Here is a 17,359-nt window from a genome sequence, read left to right as displayed (position 1 = left end):
CAACCCAGGCCGCATGCAACGCACAGGTGCTTCGAGCCACACCAGAACCACTCACTCGAAGCCCCGAAACGAAACGGGCCCGGCATGAAGCCGAGCCCGAAATTATACCCGATCATCGCGACACATCACGCCAGACCGGTGCAGCAATCATCAAACCGGTTGCGGATGCAGCATGAACCACCCGAGACAGAACGCCCCGGCGATCACACAGTAAAGCCCGAACGACGCCAACCGCCCGCGCCCTTCGAAATAACGCATCAGGAACCGCACGCTCAGATACGCGGCAATCGCCGTCAACACACCACCGAGCAGTGCATCGGCGAGTTGGTCGCGAGCATGAAACAGCTTCGGCAACTCAAGCACGCCCGCGGCAAAAATGATCGGCGTACCGAGCAGGAACGAAAACTCCGCGGCCTTCTCCGCAGTCAATCCGGCCACATTGCCGGCGATCATCGTCAGCCCGCTGCGCGAGAAGCCCGGGATCAGCGCGCCGATCTGCGCCAGGCCCACGAGGAACGCCTGCTTGAACGTCATCTTCTCCGGCGGCTGATGCGCACGGCTGCGCTGAATCCGATCGCCGATCCACAGCAGCACGCCGTTGACGATCAGTGCGATCGCAACGATCCGCAGGTCGTGGAACACGCGCTCGATGCGCTTCTCGAGCAGCAACCCGACGATGCCGGTCGGGATCGTGCCGATGATCAGCGCCCACATCATGTGCCCGTCATCGTTCTTGCGCCCGCCGAGCTGCGCGAAGAAACCGCCGATCAGCGCAATCCAGCGCTCACGGAAGTACCACAGCAGCGCGAGCGCCGTACCCAGATGCAGCGCAACGAGAAATGGCAGCAACTGCGGCGCGTGCTTGTCGATATGCATGCCGAACAGCGCCGGCACGAGCAGCGTGTGGCCGAGGCTGCTGACGGGGAACAGTTCGGTGACGCCCTGCAGGACGCTCAGGAATACCAGAAACCAGAGACTCACGCGTCGGTCCTTTTAAAGGTGAACAATCGGTAGGAAGACGGACGACGCACCGCGTCATCCGCAAAAACGCGCCCCGATTATGCCGAGCCATGATTACTGCGCCAAGGGCATTTGACCGCTAATTGCGGCGATGCACACAAACGCTTGCAACATGTAAGCGCACAGAAAGCAAAAAGCCCGCCATTTGCATGGCGGGCCTTTCGAATCGGACAGAATCCTGTCGTCAGCGGCCGAGCTGATAAAAGAACAGTACCGTGCTGCCGGTGAACATGCCGAACAGTGCGATTCCCATTGCCATTGCCAGATCCATGGCGCCTCCTCGAAGTGTCATGACCCGGCAACATCACCGGTTTAGATGCATTATCCCGACCGCCGACGGTGTTAAAAAGTCGCGATTTCCCGAGAAGGGTTTTCCCCGACCGCGTCGCTGCCCGATAATGGATCGCGCTCGCGCATCCCCTCACCCGTTCATCCCGACTTGCCATGCCGATCTTCCAGCAGCACGACATCCATGAACTTCACACCGGCCCGTCGCTCGTTCGGGTCGCTCCGCAATTCGGCGGCCGCCTGCTGTCGTGGCACGTCGACGGCGAGCCGATCATCTTCTGGCCGGAAACCGCGGACTGGACCAACCTCGCGCGCGTGCGCGGCGGCAATCCGCTGTTGTTCCCGTTCCTCGGCCGGCATCGCGTCGACGGCGAACTCGGCCGCTGGCGCGACGCCGCCGGCGTGGTCCGCGACCTGCCGATGCACGGTTTCGCGCGCGACCTGCCGTTCGCGGCACACGCGTCGCCGGACGGCGCCGCGCTCGCGATGTCGCTCGATGCAACCGACGCGCTGCACGACAGCTACCCGTTCGATTTCCGCTTCGAAGCGACCTACCGTCTCGTCGATGCCCACACGCTCGACGTCGCGCTGACCACGACGAACCGCGGCGCCACGCCGCTGCCGTACTACGCAGGCCACCACTTCTATTTCGCGCTGCCGCACGGAGAACGCGCCCAGACCACGCTCGAGCTGCCGCCGACGCAACGCCGCATGCAACTGGCCGACGGCTCGATCAGCGCGGCGGAGCCGGGCCAATCGTCCTACAGCCTCGGAGATCCGGAGATCCTCGACCGCTTCCACTGTCTCGACGATGGCGCGCCGTCCGCGCCGGTACGGATCGTGATGCCGGGGCGCGGCCGCACGATCGAGATCGCGCTCGACATCCCGGGCTCGATCCCGTGGTATGCGGTCACGACGTGGACCGAGAAGCCGGAATCCGACTTCTACTGCGTCGAGCCGTGGCTCGGCCTGCCGGACGCAATTCACAACGGTCTCGGGCTGCGCATGCTCGCGCCGGGCGCGACCGAAACGGCCACGCTGCGCATTCGCGTGCTGCCGCACGCCGGCTGACATCGCCGGCGCCGGGCCGGCCATGCCGGCCGACTACGGCCAGAAACTGCGGCGGGCCGATCGAACCCGTTAAAATCGGACGTTTTGGATTGCCTGCCGCGCCGCGCGCGGCAGCGTTTTGCGAGGTTCAATGTTCGGAACAACAACGAAGCGGCTCTTCGCTGCCGCCTGTGCGGCGCTGCTCGTCGCGTGCGGCTCCGCGCCCGTCGGCCCCGGCTACTACCGCGTCGAGCGCGGCGACACGCTCTACAAGATCGCCCGCGACAACCGCACGTCGCTGGCAAACATCGTGCGCTGGAACCAGATCACGAACCCCGATGCGATCGAAGTCGGGCAGGTACTGCGCGTCGCGCCGCCGCCCGGCACGACGACCGCGTCCACCTCCGGCACCAGCACCGGCAGCGCGCCGCGCAGCCGCCCCGCGCCATCCGCGCCGGTCGAATCGAACGTCAAACCGGCTTCCAGCATCGCGCTGATCTGGCCGGCAGCCGGCAATGTGGTGCGCACGTTCGACGGATCGAAATCCAAGGGGATCGACATCGCGAATTCGGCCGGTACGCCGGTGCAGGCGGCCGCCACCGGCACGGTCGTCTATGCGGGCAACGGCTTGCGCGGCTACGGCAATCTGATCATCCTGAAGCACAACGCCGATTACCTGACGGCCTACGCGCACAACCGCGCGCTGCTCGTGAGGGAAGGCCAGTCGGTCACACAGGGGCAGACGATCGCCGAGATGGGCAGCAGCGACAGCGATCGCGTCGCGCTGCATTTCGAGCTGCGTTACGGCGGCCGCTCGATCGACCCCGCACGCTACCTGCCCGCGCGCTGAACGCGCGGGCCGTCAACGGACGACATGAGATGCCGGCATGCATCGCATGTCGTCGCGAGGGCAATCCGAAAGGTTGTGTCAGCGCTTGCGCAGACGACCGATGAAACGGCCGGACAACGGATCGACACGGCTCGCAAACATCACCAGCGCGCCGATTCCGAACAGGCTGAACCCCGTAGCAATCAGAAGCAAATCCATGGTCACATCACTGTTTTGTCGTGATCTTATGCGTCATTGAGAAATCGTGCACTGAACTGCCCCGTCGCACGAGTCCGAACATTCCCTATCCACAGTCGCCATTGTGGTTTCGGTCGCGTGAATCAATGATGTAAGCGCGCCGACGGTTGCTTCGGCAGACCTCGACGCGACCCGCGATACCGCGTGCAGCCGACCGCCCAAAAAGGCCGCTCAGCCGCTTCAGCACGAGGGTTCCAGCCGCGCCGCGATTGCCGCGTGAGCGACGGCGGACGGCTCGCGCCGACTCAACAAACATCCCACGGCAACGTGACACGCACCGCGCTCGGCGAACTGAGGAAGGTTTCTAACCGTCGCGCGAACGGTTACATGCGCGCCGTGCACTTCGTCGGCCGCGACGACGAAGCAATCGCGACCGGCGGTTACCGCATCGGCCCGCGGTCATGGTCGGCGTGCCCCAGGGCGGGACAGCTACCGACATCGTGAAGGCGTTCATCGCGCCGCCGAACCCCGGCGATGTTGGCGACGACACGCTCGCGCATCCCTCGCCATGCAACGCACGCCAGCAGCACGGCCGTGCCGCGACGGCCAGCCGGTCGCCCGATAGCCCGGATGGTTTATAGTGGCGCCACGCAGCCTTTCTCCCGAACACCGATGTCCTCCCAACACGAAACCGCCGCGGGCGCGTCGCATAGCCCGCTCTACGCCAAACTCCTGGGTGAAACCGCCAAGATCGACTGGTGCGATCTCGAGCGCTTCTTCGCACAAGGCAAGCTGCTGTCGGTCGCGCGCGATCTCGATCTCGTCAGCGTCGCGGAAGCGATCGCCAGCGACGACGCCGAGCAAGTCACGCGCTGGCTGTCGGCCGGCCTCGTCGCGCGCATGCCGGCGCCGACCGCTTCCGACTACGCGGCACGCGATCCGGAGCTGTGGGCGGTAGTCGTGTCGCCGTGGGTGTGCGTGCAGGAACGCGCCTGACGCGTTCGCGATGTCCGAATCCGCCTTACCGCACGCGGCCGACACCGCATCGGCCGCCGTCTCGCACCGGCGCGTCCTCGCGCTCGCGTTCCCGATCGTCCTCGCCAACCTGACCCAGCCGCTGCTCGGCGCGGTCGACACGGCCGTGGCCGGCCATCTCGACGGCGCGCAGTATCTCGGCGGCGTCGCGCTCGGCGGCCTCGTCTTCAACTTCGTGTTCTGGGGCTTCGGCTTCCTGCGGATGGGCACGACCGGCCTCGTCGCGCAGGCGCACGGCGCCCGCGACGCAGCCGGCATCCGCCTGAGCGTGCTGCGCGCGCTCATCGTCGCGTTCGCGCTCGGCGCCGCCGTGCTCGCCTTGCAGGTGCCGCTGCTGTCGTTCGCACTGACCGCGCTCGGCGGCAGCGACGCGGTGCGTGCGACGGCACTCGCCTACAGCCGCGCACGCATCTGGAGCGCTCCGTTCGCGCTGGCGAACTACGTCGTGCTCGGCTACCTGCTCGGCGTGCAGCGCGTGCGGCTCGCCCTCGTCGCGCAGGTGTTCATCAACGCGGTGAACATCGGCGCCGTGCTGCTCTACGTGTACGGCTTCGGCTGGGGCATCGCCGGAATCGGCGCCGCAACGGCCACCGCGGACGCGTGCGGCTTCGCGCTCGGCGCGTGGATGCTGTGGCGGCTGCGGCCGCGCGGCCTCGGGCCGCTCGCGGCGCATGCGCTGGTGGATCGCGCAGCGCTCACGCGGCTGATCGCGCTCAATCGCGACATCTTCCTGCGCACGCTGTGCCTGCTGGGCGCGTTCGGCTGGTTCGCGCATCTCGGCGCCCAACAGGGCGACGCGACGCTCGCCGCAAACGCGCTGCTGCTGAATTTCCAAACCTTCATGGCATATGGGCTCGACGGCTTCGCTCACGCGGCCGAAGCGCTCGTCGGCGCCGCAGCCGGCGCACGCGATCGCGCGACGTTCCGGCAGGCCGTGCGCGTCACGCTGCTGTGGTCGGCGCTGGGTGCGCTGCTGTTCGCGCTCGTCTATTGGGCAGCCGGCGGCTGGATCGTCGCGCGGCTGACCGACCAAGCAGACATCCGCGCCGTCGCGCTGCGTTATTTGCCCTGGGCAGCCGTCTCGCCGATCGTTTCCGTGTGGGGCTTTCTGCTCGACGGCGTGTTCATCGGCGCAACCCAGACGCAGTCGCTGATGCGCGCGATGGTGGCATCGCTCGCGGTCTTCATCACTGCGACGCTCGTCGCCGTCGGCCCGTTCGGCAACCACGGACTGTGGTTCGCACTGCTGCTGTTCATGGCCGCGCGTGGCGCGACACTCGCACGCCATCTGCCGGCGCTCGTGCGGCGCATCGGCGCCGACGGGCCGGCGGCCGGCGCCTGAGCGCCTCGGGCAGCGGCTATTGCGCCGCAGCGCCCGCGGGCGCCGGCGACGCATCGAGCATCGACGGCGGCGTCATGTCGGTCGGCACGCCGTGGTAGTCGGCTGGATCCTGCGGCGGGTGGCCGCGGCGTGCCTCGCGAGGATCGCCGGCACAACCGGCAAGAATCGACACGGCCAGCACGAACAGCATCAAACGGGTCATCGGGAAGGCTCCGAAAAACGGCGCGCCCATCGCGCGCCGGAACCGGGCCGAGTCTAGCCGAATTCCGGTTTGGGAGTCGTCGCGCACATGTCCTACCATGCAGACATGGCGCTGTGCCGTTGAAAGGAGGCTGCCATGATGTCTGAAGAGATCGCCGGCCTGATCGGCCTGTTCATCGGTGTGATGGTGCTCGTCGCGCTGTCCTACTTCGAGTCGCGCGAATACAAGCGCACCCACGGTGGCGAAGGGATGATCCATCACTGGATGGCGGAACACCATCTGCTCGACTGGCGGCGCAAGCATTAGCGCACGCCGCTGCGTCGTCGGGTCCGCCGCGTGAGCGGCGCATCCAACGTGCGGACATGCGCACGCTGGAGCGGCCGGTGCGTGCCGCGAAAAGCGAACGGGCCCGATATGACGACTTAGTCCATAAAAGCGAACGCCATCACGCGGCGCATCGGCGCGTGAGGGCGTTCGTTTGCGTTCGCCTGCGCGCGCGCGTCGGGCGCGACGCGCAGGCAAGCGGCAGTGCTCAGCCCAGGAAGTGCCGGGCGTAGCGCGCGTTGATGTCCGACAGGCGGAACAGTGTCAGGAAGTCGGCGCAGTTGAAGTCGGGATCCCAGGCCGGTGCGCCGCAGATCTTCGCGCCGAGGCGCAGATAGCCCTTGATGAGCGGCGGCGGCGCAACGACGGTGCCCGTCTGCAACTCGTCGACCGGCAGCGCGGTGTGCGGGAAGGCACGGTATTCGGGCGCGGTCAGCGAGTGGGCGGGCAGCGACTGATACAGGTTCGCCGCATAGTGGCCGCCGTCGGCCATCGACACGCTCGCGCAGCCCAGCATCGTCTCATAGCCGTTCTGCATCATGTAGGCGCCGAGACCGCCCCACAACGCCATGATCACCGCGCCGCTACGGTAGTCGCTGTGCACGCACGAGCGGCCGACCTCGACCATCTTGCCGCGCAGGTGCGTCAGGCGCGACAGGTCGAATTCGCCCTCGGCGTACAACCGGCCAACGCGGGCCGCCTGGTGCGGCGGCAGCACGCGATACGTGCCGACGACTTTCAGCGTATCGAGATCGCGGACCAGCAGGTGGTCGCAGTAGGCGTCGAAAGGATCGACGTCGAGACCGGACGGGCCACTGACCTGCGCGCCCATCTCTTCGGCGAATACGGTGTAGCGCAGGCGCTGCGCCTCGCGCAGTTCGTCTTCCGTGCGCGCCCAGGCGGCCCGCAAACGGTACTCGGATGTGACGGTTTCAGCGGCGCGCGGCAGGTGGCGCCGCGCTGTATCGAGGGGCAGCGAGGCGAAGGGGAGCGTAGGCGTCGGCAGTTCTCGCATTAGGCTTTCCTGGTCGTAAGGAATAGGACGACATGCCAGCCAATGTAGTAACCGGTCGTTACCGTTCTGTGGCACGACCGTGTCCTTTCAATGACGTGTCGCCGAATTGACTTTAGCAGAAAGCTTACGCAACCGTATGATCAATGGCACGAAAACCGCTTCAGACAAGCTCCGGCGTCAGTACGGCGCGCAGCACGGCCTGATGGTTGCCGTCGCGGGTGCGGCTCGCGAGCCACACGATGCCGCCCTTCTTGACGCTCCAGCTGTCGCCGTTGCGCGCGATCAGTTCGGCGGCGACGCAGCCGAGCGTCGGCTGGTGGCCGACGATCACGACCGTCGGTGCAATGCCGTCGGGCCAGCCTGCGGCGGCCAGCACGTCGTCCACGCTGCCGCCCGGGGCGAGCGCATCGACGGTCCGGTACTGGTCGGTGAGCGCCTCGACCGTCTGCACCGTGCGCGCCGCCGGGCTCGCGAGGATCACGCTGCTCGATTCGAGCCGGCCGCGCAGCCATTTGGCCATCGCCTGCGCTTCCTTGCGGCCGCGGGTGGTCAGTTGTCTCGCCAGATCGTTGGCCGCGTAGTCCTCGGCCTCGGCGTGACGCCACAGGATCAGATTCATCATCGTGTCTCTCCATGTGTCGGCGAACCGTCCGGCCGTACGTGTGCGCGGCGGACGGTCATCGTTGGTATTGTCGCCAATCGGTGGGCGTTCGTGGTCGAACGCGGCATGTGGATAACGGGATTGACCCAGCGACCCATTAGACGCTAGAATCTTTGGCTCGTCGGAGCGTAGCGCAGCCTGGTAGCGCATCTGATTTGGGATCAGAGGGTCGTAGGTTCGAATCCTATCGCTCCGACCAAAGGAATCAAGGGGTTACATGCCAAAAGCGTGTAACCCTTTTTTCTTTATAGAATTCATGTAACTGCGTACAGCCCAGATCAATTTCCATCGACTCACTTGGCCGGACCAAATTCGCCCCTCCCCAGCTTCCAGTGGCGCCGATCCCGCCGAGCCTTCGATGTAGCGTGGATGCGCACGGAGCCCGAGACGACAGTCGCCGGCAGAGCGCATTTCAAAAACTTACTCTTCCCCACGGCCTGACCTGCCGGTCTCAATGACAACGTCATGACGGAATTTTCCGCTTCTTAATGGGATGGTTTTGGGGCTGGCGACAAGGTACGAAATATCCCCGATCGCCCCACTCTGGCGCCGGGGCTGGGATCAGGTGATTCGGTTCGACGCCTTCGCGCCTGACATCCGGGAAATTGTATATGCCGCCAACATGATCGAGTCGCTACACACGCATCGTCAGGGCGCAGCCACTTGCCGCCGGATCAGGAAGTGCTCAAATTGATCTGGTTGACGTTGCGCAACATCGTCCCTAAGTAGATCGGCTCCCCGCACGATGGGAGATGCCATAATACAGTTCGCGCCGCTTTACCCGGAACGATCCACCATTGGAGTCGGAATCTCAAGCCGCCCCACACGTGGAACGCCGGAAACCTTCGCCCCCAGCCGGCAGCTACGACAATGTGCTGGCCGAAACGATCAACGGCCTGTACAACGCGGAACTGATCCGTCGCTCCCTTGGAAACGCAGGAATCCATCGAACTGGCGACGCTGGAATCGATCGCATGGCTGATCGAACTGCTTGGCTGTATTCTGCCTGCTGAAGCTCAGGCAACCACTGCAGGCAACTCAGAGATGCCGCCGACGTGCATTAACTTGAATCAAACGGCCTCCACGAGTCCGGATGCCATTGAATGGAGATCGTGAGCGGTTGCTACACAAGCACCTGATCAATTTCCTGCATTGCGCTTTGGGTCCCTGGGTTACAATTCGCAACATCAAGCATAGCGAATCCAGCGGAAATGAAATTGGCGGACCACCCCCTCCTTGGAGCAAACCTCGATCGCTCCGACATCTCAATGAAGTTGATATGTTGGGCAATTGCCGCATTGGTAATCTTGCCCAATCTCCTCCTGTTTTCGGTCGACGATATCATCATCGTTAGTCTGACCGACCCTCTTAAATCCGTCGCCCTCGATCAAGCATCAAATGGCCGGTATGGACTTTCCGCGTTATGTTGGCTGCTTCGTATTCTTGGAGGGTCGCGTATCGATCTCGAAGCCATCGGCGCGGTTACTATCATAGTGGGATATGCCGCCCTATTTTCAGAGACAATTCGGTTTTCACGAGCGCGCTTCTCGACTGCGGAGTATCTCGCTGGCTTCAGTATCTTCTTGACGTTTGGCCTGTTGATGGACGTCTTTTCGTTCACGAACGTATGGGTCCAGTCCGGTGCAGTTTCATTGGCGCTTGCAGCATCGCTGAATATCACCCAGTCTGAGCGACGGTTCGCATCGAAGATTTCAATTATCGGGCTCGTCGGCTGCGTCGCCATGGGTTTCTATCAAACCTACCCCTACATGGTCGCTTGCAGCCTGATGGCTGCCTTTGTTATCTCATTCGCATTCGGAGATGGTGAGACTCTAAGCACGATTGTGCACCGCTACTTGCCGGCGGCAGTCGGCGCGCTCATCGCTGTCGGCCTCTATCTCGTCACCAACAAGATTCTGCAAGGTGCTGGCGTTCCTGGATTTTCGGCCGGCGGCCGCCCGTTTGGCGCCGAATACCTAAAACCAAATGTATTGCCATATATAAAAACGATCGGTGACGCACTGAACGCCTTTTCAGGTGGGTATGCACATTACGAGAACCGTATAACGATCATCGTCTTCGGTCTGGCAGTTGTCACTGCGGTGTCTGCAGCCAAGTCACTACGCGCGAAAGTTCTCGTGATTTTTGCATTCTTTGCGGTTGCATTGATGCTTCCAAATCCGACGAATCTGCTGATGAAGATATATTGGCCATCGCCGCGAAGTCTCAGCCCAATCTCAATATTCGTTGCACTTATCATCACGGCAGCTTGCGCTCGATGGACAGGCAAGATTGCAGGAGTTTCCATTGGAATGGTGGCATTGCTGATTACCGTCTTATCTCAGGCGGTCATCTATATTGATCAGCAAAAGGGGCGCGCCGATCAAGAAGCGATGGATATCGCAACAGCAAATATGATCATCAATCGCGCCTATCAGGAATTCCCGTATACCAAGCGCCCTGTCGTCAAGATGAATTTCAACTGGGACGACAACGTGATCTACCACGCACGCACGTTCGAATTCGGTGAATCGTTGATGACGACCCCGGAGAACCGCAAAGGATTATTCCTCTACTTATCGAACGGCCGCGTCGATGTATATCCGACATCTCCGAGCGAGTGTTCGGGAATTAGATCGCATCTGACGATCGAAGTAAAGGGCGATGCGTTGCTGGTATGCTCGAACAAATAAGAAAAGGGGCCGATAGGCCCCTCTGTCTTATGCGGTTCTGAAAACGAATGCTCGATCCAATTTGTACTTGACGATGTAGCCAATCGTCAGGCCGATTGCACCACCCAGATAACGCATCGCTTCGGTGCCAAACGCATGATCGAATGCGAACTCAGCTCCCCAGAAGATCGTCGTTGTCGCGACTCCCATCAACGAATAGAGCACGAACAACTTCGCATCATGCACAGCGCCCTCGGTTCGATACGAGAAGATCCACCTCTTGTCGAGCACATATTTCACGATGAGTCCGGCCCCGGTTCCAATGGCTAGCGCGGCGAGTACTTGGTATGGCCCTGAATAAATGCGTATCACCGTCGCCTGGGCACCGAGATTTGCGACCATCGATATTCCCGCGAATAAGCAGTATAGTAACGTGACTTGAATCATGACCTACACCCCATGCTTTACAGTGATATCCGCTTAAACACAAACTGCGGAATCGACCGAATAATCAGCATGATTCCAGACCAGAACCATGGTGTGTACAAGACGTTAATTCGCTTAGCAATCGCTCGATCTATATCAGCTGCAACTTTATCGGCTGTTGCGACGAGTGGGCCTGGCAGCGGAAGTCCGGCCGTCATCGGAGTATCAACGAACCCCGGCTTAACCGTCACAAGATGGACATTGGACTTCGCGAGGCGCGCACGCAAACCTTCGCAGAACGTCGACAACGCTGCCTTAGCACTGCCATACAGGTAGTTCGACGGTCGCCCGCGATCTCCTGCAACCGACGAGATGACAGCGATCACGCCATGCTTATGTGCTTCCATCCGGTTCGCGAGCGGCGTCAGTAATGCAATCAGCGACGTCGCATTCGTGTTGAACTCACGTACCGCGATAACTGCATCATGCTGACACATATCCTGATCCGGAAGTGTGCCTGGTGCGATCAGAGCAATATCAATCGTCGGCATTTCGACCTCTAGCCGGGCAAACAGCGCTTGGTGCCCGGCATAGTCATTCACGTCCAACTGCATACATGTAGCCGACGCGCCACGGCTATTCAAATCGTCGGTGACCTGCTGCAGCCGTGCTGCGTTGCGTCCGACGAGGAAGAGTCGCGTGCCGTTTGTCCAGCGGCGCGCGCAGGCTGTCGCGATCGCAGATGTTGCACCGATGATCAGAATATTTTTCTTCATTGAATTACGTTCTTCCAGAATTGAGACATTATCGCGGGATCACGCAATGTCTCCAGTTCGCTCCAGCGCGAATATGTCGCACGGAAATCTGCGCCGCTCATGTGCGCGTCCTTTGCGGGATAGAGACGTCCACCTGCGTCCCGCACAACAGCATCCAGCGATGCGAACAGACGGCGGTTCGCGTCGTCGTGTTGTGGGAAATCGAGCGCAAGCGATGTTCCTTCGAGCGGGAAGGATATCAAACCAGGCGACGGAACATCACCGCAACGCTTGAGCACTGCGAGGAACGAACCGGTCTTGCTGTGGGCGATAAGACTCAAGATCTCACGCATCGCGTCAATCGCGGTGGCCTTCGGGACGACGCATTGATACTGCTGAAATCCAGCCTTACCGTAAATCCGATTCCATTCGAGGATGCTGTCGAGTGGGTAGAAATACTTATCGTACGACACCAACGTATCAGGTTTGCTGCGTTGCGCGAATCGATAATACGCCTCATTGAACAACGATAGCGTCACCGAATTGATCGGCGAGATAGGCGGTACGAACGGCACCCTCTTTTTCTTCGTCCGATCGATCACCAGCGTGCCATCCACCGCGTGATCGCCGGCCATGAAGATCCCGCGCCCAAGGGATGCGCCACTTGCCAAACAGTCAATCCACGCGACGCTATATTCGTGCTTCGCATCACAATCATCCGCCAGTTCGAAGAATCCTGACAGGCTCGCGAAGCGAATGCTGGTCGACCGTATTTGGCTCGACCGTATTGGCATCAGTGCAATCTCCGCCCAGGCAATGACGCCTGTCAATCCGAGGCCACCGACTGTCGCATCAAATAGCAAGCGATTTTCATCGAAACCGCATTCTATTTCGCCTTCTTGAGACCTGATCAAGCCGAATCGGCGTACATGACAGCCGAACGTGCCACGTACATGATGATTTTTTCCATGAACGTCATTCGCAATGGCTCCCCCGATCGTCACATACTTCGTGCCTGGCGTCACCGGAAGCATCCATCCACGCGGAATCGCGACCTCAAGGATTTCACCCAGCGTTACGCCCGATTCAACACGAATCACTCCCGCGTGCCAATCTGCCGCGATGAAACGATCGAGAGCACGCGCATGCAGCACATGGTTGCTTGCAGCGAGACAACTGGATCCATAACTGCGACCGTTTCCGTATGGGAGGATCGTTCCGTAGGACGCAGCGAGAGCATTGAGTTCAGAACTGATGCCATCGCGCCATGCGACCGGATGCCCTACTTGGGGATGGTATGGGTATCGCCCCCAGGATTGAAGCGATTTTGTCATGCGGCGATCCAGCAAACAGCAGCGAACATTACGGCAACGATTAAACTCGTCCTATCGCGAGCCGCAAAAACAATTGGGTCGTCATGCATCAGGCCACGATGAGCAATAATCCAAGTGCGACTGACCCAATAGAGGATCAATGGACAACCGATCCAGAGCCATTTCGGGTGACTGTAGAGGTACATCGTATTCGTATCTTGGATGTATAGAGCCAGAACAAGTGCAGCGAGATAGCCGGCTGCCGCTCCCAATGACGAGATGAGTGGCAGATCGTCGGCGACGTACCCCCGACCACGTGATTTCTCCACGCCACGCGCCTGCATCGAATAAAGCTCCGCATAGCGTTTGACCAGCGCCAAGCTAAGGAACATGAACATCGAAAATGCGAGCAACCAGAAACTTGGCGCCACACCGGTTGCGGCCGATCCTGCGATGATGCGAATAGTATAGAGCGCGGCGAGGGAGACCACATCCACCATTACGCGGCGCTTGAGGTACATCGAATATGCCAGCGTAAGAGCATAGTAGCCGATCAGTACCAACGTGAATTGCGGCGGCAAAAGCAATAACGATAAGCCGAATGATGTCGCAAGAATAACCGGAAAAAGAGCGATCCCGACCGTCAAAGAAAGTGCTCCCGATGCGAGTGGGCGAAATCTCTTTGTCGGATGATGACGGTCATCCTCCAAGTCGAGCAGGTCGTTCAGCAAATATACACTCGACGCACACAAACTAAATGCTACGAATGCGATCAACGCGTGAACAACATGTGGAATTGACAAGAACTGATGCGCCGCCAGAATCGGCAGAAACACTAGAACGTTCTTCAACCACTGATGCGTCCGCAACGCTTTTGAGAGCACCTTCAGCGATGAGCGTCTTGTATCAATCACTCGCGCAACATTGCCTTCCTTTTCGGCTACGCGCGCAACACCCTTATCCGGATTGACCACAAATGCCTGGTCGGACGCTCGCCACACCCTTATATCATCGTGAGAGTTTCCGGCGTAATCGAAACCTTTTTCACCGTATTCACGTATCAGGGCATCGCGCTTATTGGACGATGAAAGGTTGATTCCATCGCGTGTCGCAAACGTCCGCTCGAATATCCCGATGTGTTCGGCGATCTGCTTTGCGAAGTGTTCATGTGTAGCAGTCGCGAGCACAATTTGACGGCCATTCGCGTGCTCGTCCTGGAGCCACTCCACGATTACGGGGTCGTATGGGAGGGATGACACATCCAGTTGAACTTGCTCCGCAAGCCGCGCTTTCAGGCCTGCCTTGCCATCCTTCATCAGCCACAACAGGGGCTGGTAGAACTTGTGCGGTGACTGTTTGACAAATGCGAAGCCGCTCTCCAGCAGAACATCGGAACGAATTAGTGTCCCGTCGAGATCGACGACAAGTGGTTTATTGGTCATTTTTCAAAATCGGGTATCCCGATGATTCTTCTTCTGGAGGTTCGCACTCGTGCGGTCCCCGCGTGCGATAAGGGTGGTATTGTAGCCGTTCTTATGTCATCAAGGACGTTGGACGATGCCTGAAAAACCGACACATCGTCTCCTAACGCCGGACGAACATTGGCTCATGCGGGTCGCGCGCGGCTCCGTTTCGGAAGATTTTGGACACATCTCCGAATTGACCGCAACCCCACACAGCGAGCTTACACCCATGAGGAAGAAGCGCAATTTCGCCAACGACCTAAGTACATGTTCAGCTCAAGTGGCCACTGACAACGCGGAGGAAGAAGCCATCCCTAGAAAGGAAGATATCCCACGGCATGAACGGGGGAATACGCTCGCCGGGAGCAGGTTTGGCACTGATCACGCACTTCCAACACGGCTAGGTCCGTGTACAAAGTCCTAACCTGGACCCTGCACAGCCTTGCCAATTCACGCTTATTTCTTGGCAAAGCTGTAGACAGCAAAACTACTGAAATACGTGGATCGAGCGCTGTATCTATTGGCGATGGGCTCAGGGGCCAGAGGGTCGGAATCCTGTCACTCCGCCCCAAGGTTGGACAGCCAGAGCTTCATAAGTACGGGCCAGTCAGCGCAGCGCTATCCAATGGGTGACGGGTCATCAGCAAAACCTTGGCGAGGTGCCCACGCACGAATCTTGCGACACCACGCGATAATATCCGTGATCAAACTCGCAACCGCGCATGAACGACCCAATTTTCAAAACCGCCCTCTTCGGCGCGCTGCTCGCGTTCGCCGCATCGTGCAACGCCGCACCCGGCAAATCGATCGACGCCGCGCTCGACTGTCATTCGAACGGCCACAAGTTCGTCGCGCCGCTGCTCGCCGCGGGCGACATCGAGTCGCAGCCGATGCACGTCGAACCGAATTCGGTGAACGCGTTCCGGACGAGCCATCCGTTGACCGCCTATGGCTTCGGCGTCTACGTCGTGCTCGGCTACCAGGCGAACGACCCGATCTTCCGCTCGGGCACCGGCACGCCGATCGGCGAATGGGCCTATGGCGTCGTCGTGCACGGCACGAAGAGCGCCGTCGAGACGGCCGTGCGCAATGCAGGCAGCGACGCCACCGTCAAGCAGGCGTTTCCGTTCCTGACCGCGATCGTGTGCTCTGACTGAGCGAGTCGCGCAGAATCCGGGCGCGCGCAAACGCGCCGCCCGCCCACGCGCGAACGCCGAACGCCGAACGCATCAAGCGCCGGTATAGACGACGCGATACGGAATACCGACCTTCTCCCACTCGGCCGCTTCCTGGCTGAGGCTGTAGTCGGTCAGCGGGTTTTGCTCGACCCATGCGCCCGGCAGGCGCACTTCATACCCGCCCTTCTTCATCTGCGACACGGAAATGTCCGGCAGCCCGGCGTCCGTGCGGCGTCGGCACAGCAGCGCGGCGAGCCGCAGGCAGAACAGCAGCGGCCACTCGACGTCGCGCGCCTGCGACAGCTTGCCGAGCTTGCCCGCATGCCCGAGCACGAGCGCGGCGAGGCGCGCCTGATCGGTACGCGAAAAGCCCGGCATGTCCGCATTGCTCGCGATATAGGCCGAATGCTTGTGATACGAACTGTGCGAGATCGACAGCCCGATCTCGTGCAGCGCAGCGGCCCAGCCCAGAAACGTCCGGCCTTCCTCGCGCGCCTCGTCGTCGCCTTCCTCGAGTTCGTCGTAGAACCGCACGGCCAGCGCGGCGATCCGCCCGGCCTGCGCACGATCGACGCCGTAGCGGCGCGTGAAGCCCTCGACGGTCACCGCGCGCATGTCCTCGTGCTGCGTGCGGCCGAGCAGGTCGTACAGCACGCCGAGACGCAGCGCGCCGTCGGTCGTATCGACATAGTCGACGCCAAGCTCCTCGAACACGGCCAGCATGATCGCGAGGCCGCCGGCGAGCACCGGCACGCGATCGGGCTTCAGCGCGATCAGCTTCAACCGGTTCACGTTCTCCGACTTGATCAGCGCGCGCTTCAGGCGCTCGAGCCCGCCGCGCGAAATGCCGTGCGTGATGCCCGCATCGTTGAAGCCGTTCGCCTCGACGAGCTCGGCGAGCGCACGCGCGGTACCGGACGACCCGATCGCCTGGTCCCATCCGGCCTTCTTGTACTCGCTGGAAATGATCTGGATCTCGCGCTTGGCGGCGAGCTCGGCCTGTCGCATCGTGTATTCGTCGACGTTGCCGGCCGGAAAGAACGTGCGGCTGTGGCTCACGCAGCCGATATAAAGGCTCTCCATCACGAGCGGCGTGTAGTGCGAGCCGATGATGAACTCGGTCGAGCCGCCGCCGATGTCGACCACGAGCCGCTTGCCCGCGCTCGCCGGCACCGAATGCGCAGCGCCTGCGTAGATCAGCCGCGCCTCTTCGCGACCGGCGATCACTTCGATCGGAAATCCGAGCGCCGCCTCGGCCTCGCCGAGGAATTCGCCCGCGTTCTTCGCGACCCGCAACGTATTGGTCGCCACCGCGCGCACATGATCGGGATGGAAATCGCGCAGGCGCTCGCCGAACCGTTTGAGCGCGTCCCAGCCACGCTCCTGCGACGCACGGTCGAGCATCTTGTCGCTCGACAGCCCCGCGGCCAGTCGAACGGGCTCGCGCAACGCATCGACAGGATAGATCTGGCTGCCCGCCGACGTTTCCTCGACGCGCCCGACGATGAGCCGGAAGCTGTTCGAGCCGAGATCGACGGCCGCCAGCAAGTGGGGGGATGTAACCATCAGAAGGGGCTCCGTGCGCGTA

Annotated in this window: 16 protein-coding genes, 1 tRNA gene and 2 pseudogenes; 10 read left to right on the top strand and 9 right to left on the bottom strand. The window is 61.3% G+C overall.

The window, feature by feature from the left end; translation table 11 throughout:
- Positions 1-150 precede the first annotated feature (150 nt).
- Positions 151-981 carry an undecaprenyl-diphosphate phosphatase gene (locus EX20_RS08505; protein ID WP_011884310.1) on the bottom strand — a complete coding sequence of 277 codons (831 nt, stop codon included), beginning with the start codon at positions 979-981 and terminating at the stop codon, positions 151-153.
- A 483-nt stretch (positions 982-1,464) separates the two neighbouring features.
- Here EX20_RS08505 and EX20_RS08500 point away from each other — a divergent pair, with 483 nt between their 5' ends.
- The 4 genes from EX20_RS08500 to EX20_RS08485 all read left to right on the top strand — a co-directional run bounded on the left by EX20_RS08500 (position 1,465) and on the right by EX20_RS08485 (position 5,762).
- Positions 1,465-2,379: an aldose epimerase family protein gene (locus EX20_RS08500; protein ID WP_011884309.1), complete on the top strand. Its 915-nt coding sequence runs from the start codon at positions 1,465-1,467 to the stop codon at positions 2,377-2,379.
- 130 nt (positions 2,380-2,509) lie between these two features.
- Positions 2,510-3,208 carry a peptidoglycan DD-metalloendopeptidase family protein gene (locus EX20_RS08495; RefSeq protein ID WP_011884308.1) on the top strand — a complete coding sequence of 233 codons (699 nt, stop codon included), beginning with the start codon at positions 2,510-2,512 and terminating at the stop codon, positions 3,206-3,208.
- 849 nt (positions 3,209-4,057) lie between these two features.
- Positions 4,058-4,381, top strand: a complete 324-nt coding sequence (locus EX20_RS08490) for a DUF2288 domain-containing protein (protein ID WP_034193252.1) — start codon at positions 4,058-4,060, stop codon at positions 4,379-4,381.
- Positions 4,382-4,391: 10 nt separating this feature from the next.
- A complete protein-coding gene (locus tag EX20_RS08485) occupies positions 4,392-5,762 on the top strand; it encodes an MATE family efflux transporter (RefSeq protein ID WP_034193251.1) in 1,371 nt (456 codons plus the stop codon).
- A 16-nt stretch (positions 5,763-5,778) separates the two neighbouring features.
- Here the strand turns inward: EX20_RS08485 and EX20_RS08480 are convergent, their stop codons facing one another.
- Complete coding sequence (locus EX20_RS08480) at positions 5,779-5,964, bottom strand: hypothetical protein (protein WP_034193330.1); 186 nt, start codon at positions 5,962-5,964, stop codon at positions 5,779-5,781.
- Positions 5,965-6,099: 135 nt separating this feature from the next.
- Here EX20_RS08480 and EX20_RS32480 point away from each other — a divergent pair, with 135 nt between their 5' ends.
- Complete coding sequence (locus EX20_RS32480) at positions 6,100-6,270, top strand: hypothetical protein (protein ID WP_014722818.1); 171 nt, start codon at positions 6,100-6,102, stop codon at positions 6,268-6,270.
- Between the two features lie 226 nt (positions 6,271-6,496).
- On the opposite strand, the gene EX20_RS08475 is transcribed toward EX20_RS32480, so the two are convergent.
- Together EX20_RS08475 and sixA are read right to left on the bottom strand one after the other, a co-directional pair.
- Positions 6,497-7,303 carry a GNAT family N-acetyltransferase gene (locus EX20_RS08475; protein ID WP_011884303.1) on the bottom strand — a complete coding sequence of 269 codons (807 nt, stop codon included), beginning with the start codon at positions 7,301-7,303 and terminating at the stop codon, positions 6,497-6,499.
- A gap of 160 nt (positions 7,304-7,463) precedes the next feature.
- On the bottom strand, positions 7,464-7,925 hold the full coding sequence (sixA, locus tag EX20_RS08470; RefSeq protein WP_011884302.1) for a phosphohistidine phosphatase SixA: 462 nt from the start codon (positions 7,923-7,925) through the stop codon (positions 7,464-7,466).
- Positions 7,926-8,086: 161 nt separating this feature from the next.
- Here sixA and EX20_RS08465 point away from each other — a divergent pair.
- From EX20_RS08465 to EX20_RS08460, 4 genes and pseudogenes are all read left to right on the top strand, one after another.
- A tRNA-Pro gene (locus EX20_RS08465) sits at positions 8,087-8,163 on the top strand.
- A 330-nt stretch (positions 8,164-8,493) separates the two neighbouring features.
- Positions 8,494-8,769: pseudogene (locus EX20_RS32800) on the top strand (transposase); the annotation flags it as partial.
- Between the two features lie 55 nt (positions 8,770-8,824).
- Positions 8,825-9,080 (top strand): annotated as a pseudogene (locus EX20_RS32475) (hypothetical protein); the annotation flags it as partial.
- A 101-nt stretch (positions 9,081-9,181) separates the two neighbouring features.
- On the top strand, positions 9,182-10,657 hold the full coding sequence (locus EX20_RS08460; protein ID WP_131929048.1) for a hypothetical protein: 1,476 nt from the start codon (positions 9,182-9,184) through the stop codon (positions 10,655-10,657).
- 27 nt (positions 10,658-10,684) lie between these two features.
- Here the strand turns inward: EX20_RS08460 and EX20_RS08455 are convergent, their stop codons facing one another.
- The 4 genes from EX20_RS08455 to EX20_RS08445 are packed head-to-tail and all read right to left on the bottom strand — an operon-like array spanning position 10,685 to position 14,572.
- Positions 10,685-11,083: a GtrA family protein gene (locus tag EX20_RS08455; protein WP_034193249.1), complete on the bottom strand. Its 399-nt coding sequence runs from the start codon at positions 11,081-11,083 to the stop codon at positions 10,685-10,687.
- Positions 11,084-11,100: 17 nt separating this feature from the next.
- Positions 11,101-11,838, bottom strand: coding sequence for an SDR family oxidoreductase (locus EX20_RS30470; RefSeq protein WP_072465387.1), 738 nt, complete (start codon positions 11,836-11,838; stop codon positions 11,101-11,103).
- Positions 11,835-13,151 carry an FAD-binding oxidoreductase gene (locus tag EX20_RS08450; RefSeq protein ID WP_034193248.1) on the bottom strand — a complete coding sequence of 439 codons (1,317 nt, stop codon included), beginning with the start codon at positions 13,149-13,151 and terminating at the stop codon, positions 11,835-11,837. The genes EX20_RS30470 and EX20_RS08450 overlap by 4 nt, the downstream gene beginning before the upstream one ends.
- On the bottom strand, positions 13,148-14,572 hold the full coding sequence (locus EX20_RS08445; RefSeq protein WP_034193247.1) for a UbiA family prenyltransferase: 1,425 nt from the start codon (positions 14,570-14,572) through the stop codon (positions 13,148-13,150). Before EX20_RS08445 ends, EX20_RS08450 begins: the two co-directional genes overlap by 4 nt.
- A gap of 743 nt (positions 14,573-15,315) precedes the next feature.
- On the opposite strand from EX20_RS08445, the gene EX20_RS08440 reads away from it, so the two are divergent.
- Positions 15,316-15,750 carry a hypothetical protein gene (locus EX20_RS08440; RefSeq protein ID WP_011884291.1) on the top strand — a complete coding sequence of 145 codons (435 nt, stop codon included), beginning with the start codon at positions 15,316-15,318 and terminating at the stop codon, positions 15,748-15,750.
- A gap of 72 nt (positions 15,751-15,822) precedes the next feature.
- Here the strand turns inward: EX20_RS08440 and ppx are convergent, their stop codons facing one another.
- Complete coding sequence (ppx, locus tag EX20_RS08435) at positions 15,823-17,337, bottom strand: exopolyphosphatase (RefSeq protein WP_011884290.1); 1,515 nt, start codon at positions 17,335-17,337, stop codon at positions 15,823-15,825.
- Between the last annotated feature and the right edge of the window lie 22 nt (positions 17,338-17,359).

The sequence above is a fragment of the Burkholderia sp. WP42 genome (genome assembly GCF_000745665.1).
In the GTDB taxonomy this organism is placed as follows: domain Bacteria; phylum Pseudomonadota; class Gammaproteobacteria; order Burkholderiales; family Burkholderiaceae; genus Burkholderia; species Burkholderia vietnamiensis.
The sequence above is the reverse complement of the archived record's forward strand: the minus strand, read 5'-3'. Positions and strand labels throughout refer to the sequence as shown.

Coding starts and splice junctions, on each gene's coding strand:
- EX20_RS30470 (WP_072465387.1), bottom strand. CDS start 11,838: ATGAAGAAAAATATTCTGATCATCGGTGCAACATCTGCGATCGCGACA.
- EX20_RS08500 (WP_011884309.1), top strand. CDS start 1,465: ATGCCGATCTTCCAGCAGCACGACATCCATGAACTTCACACCGGCCCG.
- EX20_RS32480 (WP_014722818.1), top strand. CDS start 6,100: ATGATGTCTGAAGAGATCGCCGGCCTGATCGGCCTGTTCATCGGTGTG.
- EX20_RS08440 (WP_011884291.1), top strand. CDS start 15,316: ATGAACGACCCAATTTTCAAAACCGCCCTCTTCGGCGCGCTGCTCGCG.
- EX20_RS08495 (WP_011884308.1), top strand. CDS start 2,510: ATGTTCGGAACAACAACGAAGCGGCTCTTCGCTGCCGCCTGTGCGGCG.
- sixA (WP_011884302.1), bottom strand. CDS start 7,925: ATGATGAATCTGATCCTGTGGCGTCACGCCGAGGCCGAGGACTACGCG.
- EX20_RS08445 (WP_034193247.1), bottom strand. CDS start 14,572: ATGACCAATAAACCACTTGTCGTCGATCTCGACGGGACACTAATTCGT.
- ppx (WP_011884290.1), bottom strand. CDS start 17,337: ATGGTTACATCCCCCCACTTGCTGGCGGCCGTCGATCTCGGCTCGAAC.
- EX20_RS08450 (WP_034193248.1), bottom strand. CDS start 13,151: ATGACAAAATCGCTTCAATCCTGGGGGCGATACCCATACCATCCCCAA.
- EX20_RS08485 (WP_034193251.1), top strand. CDS start 4,392: ATGTCCGAATCCGCCTTACCGCACGCGGCCGACACCGCATCGGCCGCC.
- EX20_RS08480 (WP_034193330.1), bottom strand. CDS start 5,964: ATGACCCGTTTGATGCTGTTCGTGCTGGCCGTGTCGATTCTTGCCGGT.
- EX20_RS08490 (WP_034193252.1), top strand. CDS start 4,058: ATGTCCTCCCAACACGAAACCGCCGCGGGCGCGTCGCATAGCCCGCTC.
- EX20_RS08455 (WP_034193249.1), bottom strand. CDS start 11,083: ATGATTCAAGTCACGTTACTATACTGCTTATTCGCGGGAATATCGATG.
- EX20_RS08475 (WP_011884303.1), bottom strand. CDS start 7,303: ATGCGAGAACTGCCGACGCCTACGCTCCCCTTCGCCTCGCTGCCCCTC.